The sequence below is a fragment of the Rhodococcus sp. JCM 9793 genome (assembly GCF_055380405.1).
Map to the genome: position 1 here is coordinate 3,440,685 of NZ_AP043721.1, position 14,287 is coordinate 3,454,971.

Annotated in this window: 13 protein-coding genes and 1 pseudogene; all 14 read left to right on the forward strand. The window is 67.0% G+C overall.

Annotated features, from left to right (window positions below; all coding sequences use genetic code 11):
• Positions 1 to 64: 64 nt before the first annotated feature.
• Positions 65 to 931 (forward strand): annotated as a pseudogene (locus ACZ46K_RS17965) (tetratricopeptide repeat protein); the annotation flags it as partial.
• Entirely contained in the window at positions 928 to 1,944 is a 1,017-nt protein-coding gene (locus tag ACZ46K_RS17970) for an HAD-IIA family hydrolase (protein WP_054810468.1), read from the forward strand. The pseudogene ACZ46K_RS17965 and the gene ACZ46K_RS17970, both read left to right, overlap by 4 nt.
• A gap of 53 nt (positions 1,945 to 1,997) precedes the next feature.
• Positions 1,998 to 2,216, forward strand: a complete 219-nt coding sequence (locus tag ACZ46K_RS17975) for a hypothetical protein (RefSeq protein ID WP_464743972.1) — start codon at positions 1,998 to 2,000, stop codon at positions 2,214 to 2,216.
• Position 2,217: 1 nt separating this feature from the next.
• A complete protein-coding gene (locus ACZ46K_RS17980; RefSeq protein ID WP_054806791.1) occupies positions 2,218 to 3,042 on the forward strand; it encodes a TlyA family RNA methyltransferase in 825 nt (274 codons plus the stop codon).
• Positions 3,039 to 3,977, forward strand: a complete 939-nt coding sequence (locus ACZ46K_RS17985; RefSeq protein WP_054806792.1) for an NAD kinase — start codon at positions 3,039 to 3,041, stop codon at positions 3,975 to 3,977. Before ACZ46K_RS17980 ends, ACZ46K_RS17985 begins: the two co-directional genes overlap by 4 nt.
• On the forward strand, positions 3,978 to 5,747 hold the full coding sequence (gene recN, locus ACZ46K_RS17990; RefSeq protein ID WP_464743973.1) for a DNA repair protein RecN: 1,770 nt from the start codon (positions 3,978 to 3,980) through the stop codon (positions 5,745 to 5,747).
• A 98-nt stretch (positions 5,748 to 5,845) separates the two neighbouring features.
• Complete coding sequence (steA, locus tag ACZ46K_RS17995; protein ID WP_054810469.1) at positions 5,846 to 7,030, forward strand: putative cytokinetic ring protein SteA; 1,185 nt, start codon at positions 5,846 to 5,848, stop codon at positions 7,028 to 7,030.
• Positions 7,027 to 7,971, forward strand: coding sequence for a copper transporter (locus tag ACZ46K_RS18000; RefSeq protein WP_464743974.1), 945 nt, complete (start codon positions 7,027 to 7,029; stop codon positions 7,969 to 7,971). Before steA ends, ACZ46K_RS18000 begins: the two co-directional genes overlap by 4 nt.
• 172 nt (positions 7,972 to 8,143) lie before the next feature.
• Positions 8,144 to 9,916, forward strand: a complete 1,773-nt coding sequence (locus tag ACZ46K_RS18005; protein WP_464743975.1) for a CTP synthase — start codon at positions 8,144 to 8,146, stop codon at positions 9,914 to 9,916.
• Positions 9,917 to 9,919: 3 nt separating this feature from the next.
• Positions 9,920 to 10,546, forward strand: coding sequence for an NUDIX domain-containing protein (locus tag ACZ46K_RS18010; RefSeq protein WP_054810866.1), 627 nt, complete (start codon positions 9,920 to 9,922; stop codon positions 10,544 to 10,546).
• Between the two features lie 5 nt (positions 10,547 to 10,551).
• A complete protein-coding gene (gene xerD / locus ACZ46K_RS18015; RefSeq protein WP_464743976.1) occupies positions 10,552 to 11,469 on the forward strand; it encodes a site-specific tyrosine recombinase XerD in 918 nt (305 codons plus the stop codon).
• Positions 11,470 to 11,834: 365 nt separating this feature from the next.
• Entirely contained in the window at positions 11,835 to 12,683 is an 849-nt protein-coding gene (locus ACZ46K_RS18020) for a ParA family protein (RefSeq protein WP_464749380.1), read from the forward strand.
• Positions 12,684 to 12,686: 3 nt separating this feature from the next.
• A complete protein-coding gene (locus tag ACZ46K_RS18025) occupies positions 12,687 to 13,565 on the forward strand; it encodes a segregation and condensation protein A (protein ID WP_464743977.1) in 879 nt (292 codons plus the stop codon).
• 89 nt (positions 13,566 to 13,654) lie between these two features.
• A complete protein-coding gene (scpB, locus tag ACZ46K_RS18030; protein ID WP_464749381.1) occupies positions 13,655 to 14,287 on the forward strand; it encodes an SMC-Scp complex subunit ScpB in 633 nt (210 codons plus the stop codon).

Sequence of the window (14,287 nt, forward strand, 5' to 3'; positions counted from 1 at the left end):
CTCCGGACGCCCGAACCGATCTTCTGACGACCGTCGCTCGTCCGACGACCGACCTCCCCGTGATGACAACCGCGGCGGCTATGGTGCGGATCGCCGCAGTGGTGGGGACGACCGTCGCAACGGCGGCGGGGGCGATCGCCGTGGAAGTGGCCCGGATCGCCACAGCGGTGGGGGAGCACCCCGGCGGCGAGGTGGCGAAGGCGGATTCGATCCCAAGGGTCGCGAAGGAGTTCGGCCGCCGCGCCGCGAGGCACGTCCGGACGAACCCGACCTGCCCGACGACGTCGAAGCGTCGGAACTCGATCCGACCATCCGCCGCGATCTGCTGAGCCTGGACAAGGCGAACGCGAACGCCGTTGCGCGCCACCTGGTCATGGCCGGACGTCTGATCGACGACGACCCGCGGGCCGCGCTGTCCCACGCGCGTGCCGCTCGACAGCGTGCCGGCCGTATCGCGGTGGTGCGTGAAGCGGCGGGGATCACGGCCTACCACGCCGGGGAGTGGGCCGAAGCTCTGTCCGAGCTGCGCGCCGCACGCCGGATGTCGGGTGGAACCGGCCTACTGGCCGTGATGGCCGATTGTGAACGCGGGCTCGGCCGTCCCGAAAAGGCTGTCGAACTGGGCCGCAGTGAGGATGCGCGCAAGCTGAGCGGTGACGAGGCGTCGGAGTTGCGCATCGTCGTCGCAGGTGCGCGTATGGATCTCGGTCAGATCGATCAAGCGGTAGTGACCTTGCAGACGCCCGATCTCGATCCGGATCGGACGGGTACCCCGGCGGCACGCCTGTTCTACGCCTATGCAGATGCGCTGGTGGCGGCCGGTCGTACTGATGAAGGCCTGCAATGGTTCCTGCATTCGGCGGCAGCCGATCTCGAGGGCGTCACCGACGCAGAGGACCGGGTGGACGAGCTCACCGGAGACAACCTGTGAGCTCGCAGACCCTGCGCTCCCAGTACGACGTGCTGCTGCTCGATCTCGACGGCACCGTCTACCGGGGAGCGGAGGCAATCCCGGGAGCTCGTGACGCACTCAGCGGCGCCGATCGCATGCTGTATGTGACGAACAACGCCAGCCGGCGTCCGCTCGAGGTCGCGGAGCATCTGCACGAGCTCGGATTCGTCGCCGACATCGATTCGGTGGTGACGAGCTCGCAGTCTGCCGCTCGCCTCCTGTCCGAACGTATCCCCACCGGATCGAAAGTTCTGGTGGTCGGTACGGATGCGCTTGCGGAGGAAATCGCCGCGGTGTCGCTCGAACCGGTCCGGACGGCGGACGTGCAGCCGGTCGCGGTCGTGCAGGGTCATTCTCCCGACACCGGGTGGCGCATCCTCGCCGAGGCGACGCTCGCCATCCGGGCGGGAGCCTTGTGGGTGGCGACCAACGTCGATTCCACGCTCCCGACCGAGCGAGGTCTCGTCCTCGGTAACGGCTCGATGGTCGCGTCACTGGAATCTGCCACCGGCTGCACACCGATCGTCGCCGGGAAGCCCGCGGCACCCCTGCTCGAGGATGCGATCCGCCGCTCTTCTGCGAATCGCCCTCTCGTCATCGGTGATCGGCTCGACACCGATATCGAGGGTGCGAACGCAGTCGGCGTCGATTCGCTGCTGGTACTGACCGGAGTGAGCACCATCGAGGATCTGCTGCGTGCACCCTCCCATCAGCGGCCCACCTATGTCGCCTCGTCCCTGGAATGCCTGGACGCGGCGGCATCGGAGTTGCGTGTGGAGCCAGGGAAGGGGTGGACGGTCGCCGTCGACGGTGGCGATCTGCACCTGACATCCACGCCACACGGAGACTGCACGGTGGGCACCGGAGACGAATCCATGGCGGCGCTGCGGGGCGTCCTCGACATTGCGTGGGCCCACCCGGGTTTCGGTACCATCGTGGGTCTGGACGCAGTCGCCCGCCGTATCGTGGCCCAGTGGGTTCCGACCGCCTGACACCGGCTGTGCGATGTGTCCGTCGCATCGATCATGGGCTAGCGTGGTCGGCGATGAGCATGCCGATTCCACGTCCAGGAGAACACCTTCCCAGCGCCGGCCCTGGCGTCGACCCCGATGCTGTGCACATCGAGGTCGACCGCCTGCTTGCGCGCGTCCGGGAGGAAGATTCCGTCGGCGATCCTGCCGCTGCGATCGGCCGACAGACACAGCTGCTCGAGCAGGCACACGAGGTGCTCGTCCAGGCATTGTCGACCGTGGACAAGATCTGACATGGCGCGCAGAGCACGGGTCGATGCAGAGTTGGTGCGCCGTGGTTTGGCGCGCTCCCGCGAGCACGCAAGCGAACTGATCGCGGCGGGCCGGGTGCTCATCGCCGGAACCGTGGCGACGAAACCGGCGACGGCGGTGGAGGCAAACACCCCACTGATCGTCAACGACGTTGCCGATGAGGTGTCGTGGGCGTCGCGAGGTGCGCACAAGCTGCTCGGTGCACTCGAGGCGTTCACTCCCTCGGGCCTGCAGGTCGCTGGCCGCCGCTGCCTCGACGCCGGCGCGTCGACCGGTGGATTCACCGACGTGCTGCTCCATGAGGGCGCATCCGCGGTCGCCGCGGTGGACGTCGGATACGGGCAGCTCGTGTGGCGACTGCAGTCCGATGAACGCGTCCACGTGATCGATCGAACGAATGTACGTAGTATCGACGCAGAGACGATCGGGGGACAGGTCGACGTCGTCGTGGCAGACCTCTCGTTCATCTCGCTGCGCTTGGTTCTTCCGGCGTTCGTCCGGTGCGCTGTCCCGGGCGCCGACCTGCTCCCGATGGTCAAACCACAGTTCGAAGTGGGGAAGGAGCGCGTCGGCAGCGGCGGTGTCGTACGCGACCCGGCACTGCGGACCGAAGCAGTGCTGGACGTGGCACGCGACGCCCGTAAACTCGGGCTCCGCACGCTGGGGGCGGTCGCCAGCCCCCTGCCCGGCCCATCGGGGAATGTCGAGTACTTCCTGTGGCTTCGGGCGGGCGAGCCGGAAGCGGGAGACCTCGACCCGAGCGTGGTCGAACTCATCGAGCAAGCGGTGCAGGAAGGACCTCAGTGACAACAGGGTCGGGCGAATCGACGCCCGGGACGCAGGGCCGCGAGGTTCTGCTCGTGTCGCACTCGGGCAGGGAGGAGATCGCCGCAACCGCGCAGCGGGTCGCGAAACTCTTCGGCGATGCCGGGATCGTCCTGCGCATCCTCGAGGACGAAGCGATCAGCACCGGAGCAGTGGAAGTTCCCGGCGGCATGATCCGGATCGTCGAATCGGGTCCAGATGCGGCTGCCGGATGCGAGATGGTCATCGTTCTCGGCGGCGACGGTAGCTTCCTGCGTGCAGCCGAGCTCGCACAACACGCGTCTGTGCCGGTTCTCGGCATCAATCTGGGCCGGATCGGCTTCCTCGCCGAGGCTGAGGCCGACCATCTCGAAGAAGCCCTGCACCAGGTGGTGCGACGGCAGTACTCGGTCGAGAACCGGATGACACTCGACGTGACGATTCGCGTCGACGACGTGATCGTCGACCGCGGGTGGGCACTCAACGAGGCCAGCCTCGAGAACCAATCGCGCCTAGGTGTCCTCGAAGTGGTCCTCGAAGTGGACGGACGTCCGGTGTCGTCCTTCGGCGGTGACGGCGTGCTCATCGCCACCCCGACAGGGTCGACGGCCTACGCGTTCTCCGCGGGTGGGCCGATTGTGTGGCCGGAACTCGAGGCCCTACTTGTGATCCCGAGCAACGCCCACGCGTTGTTCGCACGTCCGCTCGTGACCAGCCCGAAATCGATCATCGCGGTGGAGACCCTCGCGGGAAGCCACGCCGGGCTGGTGTTCTGCGATGGTCGCCGCACGCTCGAGCTCCCGGCCGGAGGCCGCCTCGAGGTTGTCCGAGGGAAACATCCCGTGCGATGGGTACGGCTGGATTCGGCACCGTTCGCGGATCGGATGGTGCGCAAGTTCGAACTTCCGGTGAAGGGCTGGCGGGGAAGGAAACTCTAGGTGCTCGCAGAGATCCGGATCGACAACCTCGGTGTGATCACCGAGGCAAGTGCCCGGTTCGACGGAGGCTTGACGGTACTGACCGGCGAGACCGGTGCCGGCAAGACCATGGTTGTGACCAGCCTGCACCTGCTGTCCGGCGTGCGCGCCGACTCGGCACGGGTGCGGGTCGGAGCGTCGCGCGCCGTCGTCGAAGGCCGTTTCAGCGTCGACGGGGGTAACAGTCACGTCGAGAAGGAAGTGGCGCGACTGCTCGAATCGGCAGGGGCACAACGCGACGACGACGGCAGCATCATCGCGGTGCGCACCGTCAACAGCGACGGGGGGTCCCGAGCGCACCTCGGGGGCCGCAGCATCCCGGTCGGGTTGCTTGCCGAGTTCACCGATCCGCTCCTGACGGTGCACGGCCAGAACGATCAGCTTCGGCTGCTGCGTCCCGACCAGCAGCGTGCTGCCCTCGACCGATTCGGCGGCAAGACGATCACGGCGCTGCGAGAGCGATACCGCACGCATCGGCGGCGGTGGCTCGATGCCCGCGCCGAACTCCTCGACCGCACGAACCGGGCACGCGAATTGGCCCAGGAAGCGGACCGATTGCAGTTCGGGCTGGACGAGATCGACTCGGTCGCTCCTGAGCGAGGCGAGGACGCACAGATCGTCGCCGACGTCCTACGCCTGTCGGATCTCGACTCACTGCGTGAGGCGGCTGCGGCTGCACACGGCGTGCTGGCCGGATACGACAGTGCCGACGCCGGAGAGGCCGCGTCCGCTTTGGACTTGCTCGGTGAAGCCCGGTCCCGCGTCGAGGGCTGCGACGATCCGGCGTTGCGCGAACTCGGGCCGCGGTTGGCTGAGGCCATCACGGTCATCACCGATGTGACCGCGGACCTCTCCGGCTATCTGGGCGATCTTCCGTCCGACCAAGGTGCACTCGAATCGCTGCTGACTCGTCAGGCCGAACTGAAGACTCTCACCCGCAAGTACGCAGCCGACATCGACGGGGTGCTCGACTGGGCGGACGATGCGCGCGAACGACTGTCGCGACTCGACGTGTCGTCCGAGGCGCTCGAGAAACTCGCAGGCGAAGTGGACAGTGAAGCCACGGCGACCGCCGACGCGGCCGGTGCGCTGACGACGGCGCGACGTAAGGCGGCCACCAAGCTCGCGAAGGCGGTGAGCAAAGAACTCGCCGGGCTCGCGATGGGTCGTGCAGTGCTCGATGTGCACGTACGCGACCGCGAGGCCGGTACGGGAGATTCCGCTCCTCTTCCCGTGGGCGACCGTACGTTGCACGCGGGGGAGTCGGGCGTCGATGACGTCGAGTTCCGGCTCGCCGCTCATGCCGGTGCGCCGGCCCTGCCCATCGCACGCAGTGCGTCGGGTGGTGAGATGTCGCGGGTCATGCTGGCACTCGAAGTGGTTCTCGCCGCCTCCGAGCGTGGCGCCACCATGGTGTTCGACGAAGTGGATGCCGGTGTCGGTGGCCGTGCCGCGGTGGAGATCGGCCGCCGTCTGGCGAGGCTTTCGCGCACACACCAGGTCATCGTGGTCACGCACCTACCACAGGTCGCCGCCTTCGCAGACACCCATCTGGTGGTCGACAAGGTCGACGATGCGGCGGGTGTCGTGAGCAGTGGTGTGCGCACCTTGACCGATACCGAACGGGTCACCGAACTGGCACGGATGCTTGCCGGGCTGGACGACACGGAAACCGGCCGAGCGCACGCGGAGGAATTGCTTGCCATGGCGCACGCCGAGCGGGAGTGCTGACCAGGGCCGCTGTCGTCGCGGGGTGAAGCTGGGTGAAACCCCGCGTCGTCCGGCGCGCCTCCACAATCGCATCGCACCTCAGGAGCATCATTCTCACCATGAAGATGCCGGCGCTGCTGTCCCGCAACACTGAAACGCTGCCCGGAGTGAGCGGTATCGCCCGGGTCGACAAGAACACCGCGAAACTGGTACGCCGGGTCGGCCCCGGCGACATCGTCATCCTCGACGCAGTCGACCTCGATCGGGTCACCGCCGACGCCCTCGTCGAAGCGGGGGTCTCCGCTGTCGTCAACGCCTCGGCGTCGATTTCCGGTCGATACCCGAACCTCGGCCCGGAAGTCCTCGTCGCCAACGACATCGTCCTGATCGACAGTGTCGGCTCGGACCTGTTCAAGAAGGTCAAGGACGGCGCCAAGATCCGGCTGCACGAGGGCGGGATCTATGCCGGGGAACGTCTGCTCGTAGAAGGCGAGGAACAGACCGAAGCCGAGATCTCCGATCGCATGATCGAGGCGAAGACCGGCCTGGTGGATCACCTCGAGGCGTTCTCGGGCAACACCATCGAATTCATCCGGTCGGAGAGTCCGCTGCTCATCGACGGGGTGGGCATCCCCGAGATCGATCTCGACCTGCAGGATCGGCACGTCGTGGTGGTCACGGGAGGACCCGACCATGTACAGGATCTGAAGAACCTGCGGCCCTTCATCAAGGAATACTCACCCATCCTGGTGGGCGTCGACTCCGGTGCGGATGCCCTGACCAAGGCCGGCTATCGACCGGACCTGATCATCGGCGACCCGGATGGCATCGGTACCGCAACCCTTCAGTCCGGTGCCGAGGTGGTCCTGCCCGCCGACCCGGACGGACACGCCCCCGGACTCGAGCGCATCCAGGATCTCGGGATCGGTGCGATGACGTTTCCCGCGGCGGGTACCCCCACCGACCTCGCGCTGCTTCTCGTCGACCATCACGGTGCGGCGCTCGTCGTCACGGTGGGCAGCACGGTCTCCCTCGACGAGTTCTTCGATCAAGGCCGCCGCGACACCAACCCGTCGGCGGTGATGACGCGCCTGAAGGTCGGTCCGAAACTGGTCGATTCGAAGGCCGTCGCCACCCTGTATCGCAGCAGGGTCTCCGGTGGCGTGATCGCGCTGCTCGTCTTCGCAGCGCTGATCGCTGTGATCGCCGCGTTGGTCGTGTCCAATCTGGGTAGCGACGTCGTCGACTGGGTCACGACCTGGTCGGCCGACTCCGTCGAGTGGGTCCGGGGTCAGTTCGAGTGATTTCCATGCGCCAGCACGCGGTCTCTCTGATCGCGGTGTTCTTGGCACTCGGCCTGGGCGTCGTTCTCGGCTCGGGGCTGTTGTCGAACAGTCTCGTGGCCGGCCTGCGCGATGACAAAGCGGACATGGGTCGCGAACTGCAGGCCGAACACGATCGAGCCAACCGACTCGACTCGGAGCTGCGTGCCGCCGACGACTTCGACACCGCTGTCGCGCCGCGGGTGGTCCGCGACGAGCTCGTCGATCGGACGGTCCTCGTGGTGACGACTCCCGATACCGATCCTGCCGATCTCGACGCAGTGATGCGCACGGTGGCTTCCGCGGGCGGCACCGTCACCGGGCGGCTGTCCTTGACGGAATCGTTCCTCGATGCTGCCGGCGCAGACATGCTCCGCACCACGGTCACCAACATCATCCCTGCCGGCGTGCAACTCCAGACCGGCGCCGTCGACCCGGGCAGTCTTGCTGGCGATCTGCTCGGTGCGGTAATGCTCGTCGATCCAGCGACCGATGCGCCACGCAGCACCCCTGAGGAACGCGAACTCGCGTTGTCTGCCCTGCGCAGCGGTGGGTTCATCTCCTACGACGGAGCCGTCGAGCCTGCCCAATCCGCCCTGATGTTGACCGGCAGCGGCGTCGAGGACGTCGACGGGGGCAACCGCGGAGCACTGATCGCCCGTTTCGCGGCAGCCGTCGACGCTCGTGGCGCGGGCGCCGTGCTCGCCGGGCGCCCCGAATCGGCCGTCGGCAATGGTCCGCTCGCTGTGGTCCGCGCCGACGCAGCACTGTCCGCGGGGCTGTCGACCGTCGACAATCTCGATCGCGAAGCGGGACGCAGCACCACCGTGCTGGCCCTGCGTGAACAGTTGGACGGTGGCGCCGGCCGTTACGGAACGGGGCCCGGTACAGCCGCGGTCACGGTGGGTTCCGCTGCGCGGTGACCGGACGCGGTGTCTTCTCGCAGTGTGACGTCCACAGCATCGGGGCCTCACAATCGCGAGCCGGGTACGCGGCAGCCGCCGCAGGTGTTACCGTGGAGTTCCGTGGGTCGGCAGGCCCCAGCTGTATCGTCTGAAGTCCAAAAGTCCTGCACCTGACGTCACGGGAGCTTCGTTGCCACAGTCACGCCAATCGCGTACCCCTACCAAGCACATCTTCGTCAGTGGGGGCGTTGCGTCCTCGCTGGGCAAGGGACTCACCGCGTCGAGTCTCGGCACACTGCTCACCGCACGCGGAATGCGCGTGACCATGCAGAAACTCGACCCGTATCTCAATGTCGATCCAGGCACCATGAATCCGTTCCAACACGGTGAGGTGTTCGTCACCGAGGACGGCGCCGAAACCGACCTCGACGTGGGGCACTACGAGCGCTTCCTCGATCGCAACCTCAACGCCGATGCGAACGTCACCACCGGCCAGGTCTACTCGACAGTGATCGCGAAGGAACGCCGCGGCGAGTACCTCGGCGACACCGTCCAGGTGATCCCGCACATCACCGACGAGATCAAGCGTCGCATCCTGGCGATGTCCGCACCCGACACCGAAGGCCACACGCCCGATGTCGTGATCACCGAGATCGGTGGCACGGTCGGTGACATCGAATCCCAGCCGTTCCTCGAGGCCGCCCGGCAGGTCCGCCACGAAGTGGGCCGCGACAACTGTTTCTTCCTGCATGTGTCGCTGGTTCCGTACCTCGGCCCGTCCGGCGAGCTGAAGACCAAGCCCACTCAGCACTCCGTGGCCGCGTTGCGCAACATCGGCATCCAGCCCGACGCGCTCGTGCTGCGCTGCGATCGCGACGTACCCGCCTCCCTCAAGGCGAAGATCTCGCTGATGTGCGACGTCGACCTCGCAGGTTGCATCTCGTGCCCCGACGCGCCGAGCATCTACGACATCCCGAAGGTGCTGCACAGCGAAGGCCTCGACGCCTACGTCGTGCGTCAGCTCGGGCTCCCGTTCCGTGACGTCGACTGGACGGTGTGGGGCGACCTCCTCGACCGCGTCCACAAGCCGAGGGAAACCGTCGAGGTGGCCCTCGTCGGCAAGTACATCGACCTGCCCGACGCCTACCTGTCGGTGACAGAAGCGCTGCGTGCGGGTGGATTCGCGCACCGCGCGAAGGTGGAGATCCGCTGGGTCGCCTCCGATGAATGCGAAACCGAGGCCGGTGCGCAGGCACACCTCGGCGACGTCGACGCGGTCTTGATCCCGGGCGGCTTCGGCATCCGCGGTATCGAGGGCAAGCTCGGCGCGATCAGCTTCGCCCGGTCCCGCAAGATCCCGCTGCTCGGACTGTGCCTCGGTCTGCAGTGCGTCGTCATCGAAGCGGCCCGCTCGGTCGGTATCGACGACGCGTCCTCCACCGAGTTCGACCCGGACACCAACGCGCCGGTGATCTCCACCATGGCGGATCAGGAACAGGCCGTCGCAGGTGAAGCCGATCTCGGCGGCACTATGCGTCTCGGCGCGTACCCCGCTGTTCTGGCCAAGGGATCGGTCGTCGCGAAGGCGTACGGCAGCGACGAGGTGTCCGAGCGACATCGTCACCGCTTCGAGGTCAACAACGCCTACCGCGATCGGATTGCGAAGTCCGGGCTCGTGTTCTCCGGCACCTCACCGGACGGGCGACTCGTCGAATTCGTCGAGTACCCGGCGGACATCCATCCGTTCTTCGTTGCGACTCAGGCCCATCCGGAACTCAAGAGCCGCCCGACCCGCCCGCACCCGCTGTTCGCCGGGTTGGTCTCTGCGGCACTGAAGTACAAGGCGGCCGAACGACTCCCGGTCGATGTACACGGAGATGACGGCAAGCCCAACGCCGACGATTCCGCCGAGGCCGAGGCCGAGGCCGTGGCGTCCGCGTCCGGCAGTATCGACGCGGACTAGCGCATGGCGCAGCGACACGAATTCCGGACCCTGTCCACGCAGCGCATCTATACCGGTGCCATCGTGTCGCTGCGCGTCGACGAGGTGGAAATGCCGGACGGACACACCGCCCATCGCGAGGTCGTCGAACACTTCGGTGCGGTAGCGGTCGTCGCCATCGACGAGCGGGACAGGCTGGTGCTGATCGATCAGTACCGCCACCCGCTCGGCCGGCGATTGTGGGAATTGCCCGCCGGACTCCTCGACGAGGTCGGCGAGTCGCCGCTCGACGCTGCGAAACGTGAGCTTGCGGAGGAGACCGGGCTCGCAGCACAGCACTGGGAGACGCTTGTCGACGTCGCGCTCTCGCCTGGATTCACAGATGAAGCGGTCCGCGTGTTCGTGGCCCGCGGCCTGTCCGAGGTGGGCCGGCCGGAGCCCGAACACGAAGAAGCGGACCTCGAGGTCCACCGGGTCCCGCTCGCCGAGGCCGTGTCGATGGCGTTGCGCGGTGAGATCGTGAACGCCACTGCGGTGTCGGGCATACTCGCATCGGCCGCCGCGTATTCCTCCGGGGCCGAACTGCGCCCCTCCGATGCGCCGTGGCCCGACCGGCCCAGCGCGTTCTCCCGCACCCGTGCGGCGGAGTGAGCTCGGTGCTGGCGGCACAACTCGACACATATCTCGACCATCTCACCGTCGAACGCGGTGCCGCCGCGAACACCTTGTCCTCCTACCGGCGCGATCTGGTCCGTTACCGCGACTACCTCACGGACTGCGGGATCAGCGATCTCGCCCAGGTCCGTGAGGAGCACGTCGCCGAGTTCGTAGCGGTGTTGCGTCGCGGCGATCCGGACCGGGAGCGTCCGGCGCTCGCCGCCAGTTCGGTCGCGCGTGCCCTGATCGCGGTGCGCGGACTACACCGCTTCACCGCGGCCGAGGGACGGACGCCGAGCGACGTGGCGCGTGCTGTCAAACCCCCCACCGCGGGGCGACGTCTCCCGAAGTCGCTCACCGTCGACCAGGTGACGGCAATTCTCGACGCGGTCGGTGGTGAGGCGGACGGGCCCCGTGGCCTCCGGGACCGAGCCCTGTTGGAACTGCTCTACTCGACCGGTGCTCGCATCTCCGAGGCGGTGGGGCTCGATGTCGACGACGTGGACACCGACACCCGCGCGGTGCTCCTGCGGGGCAAGGGCGGCAAACAACGACTCGTGCCCGTCGGGCGTCCCGCGCTCGCGGCGCTCGACGCCTACTTCGTGCGAGGACGGCCCGTCCTCGCCGCCGGACACACCGCGGCGTTGTTCCTCAACGCACGCGGCGGACGATTGTCACGGCAGAGCGCGTGGCAGGTGTTGCAGACCGCCGCCGAGCGAGCCGACGTCACCACCGGGGTGTCCCCGCACACACTCCGGCACTCGTTCGCGACCCACCTGCTCGACGGAGGGGCCGACGTTCGAGTGGTGCAGGAGTTACTCGGGCATGCCTCCGTGACGACCACACAGATCTACACGCTGGTGACCGTGGGTGCGTTGCGGGAGGTCTGGGCCGGTGCGCATCCCCGCGCGCGGTGATCGAAGCACCCCGGAAATGCGTGTCCGTCCCCGCAACACGGCATCCAGGCGGTAGCGTTCATGGGGCAGAGAAGCGGTAGCGTTCCGGCTACGGAACGGCATCCGTTCGACAACTCGACGGCAACGATTTCGCTTGCTCGACGCACGTAGGACGCAGAACAGGGGGAGCACCGCTCGTGGGCACACCTCGGCCATCTGCCACAGACAGCGCACACCTGAACATTGCACATGCGGCCACTCAGGACTGGCCGACTCCGGTCTCGGTCCGTTCCGTGACCGACTATCGCCCGCCCACCGAACCACGATCACCGGGCGACGACGAGCCCACCGACGACTCTCCAACGGACACCACCGAGACGGCGCCGATCGACAACACGGACCTCGGTCCCACCGGCCGTCCGCGCCGGCGCATTCCAGAACCATCGGCACTGCCGTCGCACGGTCCCGCCAAGATCATCGCGATGTGCAACCAGAAGGGCGGAGTGGGTAAGACCACCTCCACCATCAACCTGGGTGCTGCTCTCGCCGAATGCGGACGGCGCGTGCTGCTCGTCGATCTCGACCCTCAGGGCGCACTCTCGGCCGGACTCGGCGTCGCCCATCACGATCTCGAGCTGACCGTCCACAATCTGCTGGTCGAGCCGCGGGCGGACACCGACGACGTGTTGATCAACACGCACATCGAGAACCTCGATCTGCTGCCCAGCAACATCGATCTGTCCGCCGCCGAGATCCAGCTCGTCTCCGAGGTCGGACGCGAGCAGGCGCTCGGCCGTGCCCTGTATCCGGTTCTCGAGCGGTACGACTACATTCTGGTCGACTGCCAGCCGTCGCTCGGCCTGCTCACCGTCAACGCCCTGGCCTGCGCCGACTCGGTGCTCATTCCGATGGAGTGCGAATTCTTCAGCCTTCGTGGTCTGGCTCTGCTCAACGACACGGTTGCGAAGGTCCGGGATCGGCTCAATCCGCGTCTCGCGGTCGCCGGGATCCTCGTGACCATGTTCGACTCGCGGACGTTGCACGGTCGCGAAGTGATGTCCCGGGTGGTCGAGGTCTTCGGCGACCTCGTCTACGACAGTGTCATCTCCCGCACCGTCAAGTTCCCGGAGACGAGCGTCGCCGGCGAACCGATCATCACCTGGGCGCCGAAATCCGGTGGTGCCGAGTCGTATCGAACACTCGCCCGCGAAGTGATTCACCGGGCCGGCCGCTGATCCGTGTCTGCTCCCACCCAGGATTCCGCAGAGGCGGACTCCGCTGCTGCCGTCACCGATGGGGTCACTGACAGGTCACCGGAACCCGAGGTCGCCGGTGCCGGCGGATTCCGGGTCCGGCTCCGCAACTTCGAGGGCCCGTTCGATCTGCTCCTCACCCTGATCTCGCAGCGCCGCCTCGACGTCACCGAAGTCGCGTTGCACGAGGTCACCGACGAATTCATCACCTACACGCGGCTACTCGGACCCGAACTCGGCCTCGACCAGACCACCGAGTTCCTCGTCGTCGCCGCGACTCTGCTCGACCTCAAAGCGGCTCGTCTGCTGCCCTCCGGGGACGTCGATGATCCGGAGGACCTCGCATTGCTCGAAGCCCGCGATCTGCTGTTCGCGCGGCTGTTGCAGTACCGGGCGTACAAGCAGATCGCCGAACACTTCGCCGAACTCGAAAGCGCTGCGCTCCGCCGCTACCCGCGCGCGGTGTCCCTGGAAGAATGCTTCGAGAATCTGGTGCCGGAGGTTGTTCTCGGCGTCGACGCACAGCGCTTCGCCGAGATAGCCGCCGCGGCGTTCCGACCCAAACCGACCCCTACCGTCGGGCTCGACCACCTGCACGTCCCGACGGTGTCCGTGCCCGAACAGGCCGCACACATCCTCGCCCTGTTGAAGGACAGCGGCGCCGGAGAGTGGGTCGGCTTCGACGTCCTCACTGCAGACTGCGAGCACGGACTACTGATCGTCGCGCGGTTTCTCGCACTGCTCGAGCTCTACCGTGAACGCGCAGTCACGTTCGAACAGCCCGACCCACTCGGGCCACTCCAGGTGGCCTGGACCGGTGAGAACGACGAGAACGCCATCGATTTCGAGGAGGACTACGGGTGAGCGCCGATATCCCCGGCCCCGCACTGCCCGAGCAGGAGCAGCCCGATCGGTCCGACGACGAGCGGGCCTGGGACGGTGAACTGCTCGACATGGCCGACGACGAGCTCACTGCGGCACTCGAAGCATTGCTCCTGATGGTCGACACACCCGCCTCCGCCGACCAGCTCGCCTCCGCGATCGGCGTCACCGCCGACCGTGCCGAGCGGGCCCTCCGCGCACTCGCGGCCGATCTGGATGCGCGCAGCTCAGGCATCGATCTGCGTTTTGCGGGCGATGGCTGGCGGTTCTACACCCGTCGCGACTACGCCCCCTACGTCGAGAAACTCCTCCAAGGTGGGGCTCGAACCAAACTCACCCGTGCGGCGTTGGAAACCCTCGCCGTCGTCGCGTACCGGCAACCGGTGACCCGCAGCCGCGTCAGCGCCGTCCGAGGCGTCAACGTCGATGGGGTGATGCGCACGTTGCTCGCCCGCGATCTCATCGCGGAAGCAGGCACCGATCCCGAGACCGGCGGCACCCTCTACATCACCACCGAGCTGTTCCTCGAACGTCTCGGACTCGCGTCGCTGAGTGATCTACCACCCGTCGGACCCCTGCTGCCCGACGTAGATGTGATCGATGACATCAGCGACAGCCTCGAAGCGGACCCGAGGTTTGAGAGAATAGGAAAGAACGCGCGCGCCGAGAGACTCTCACACGCGGAGTTCGATCCAGAGAACTGA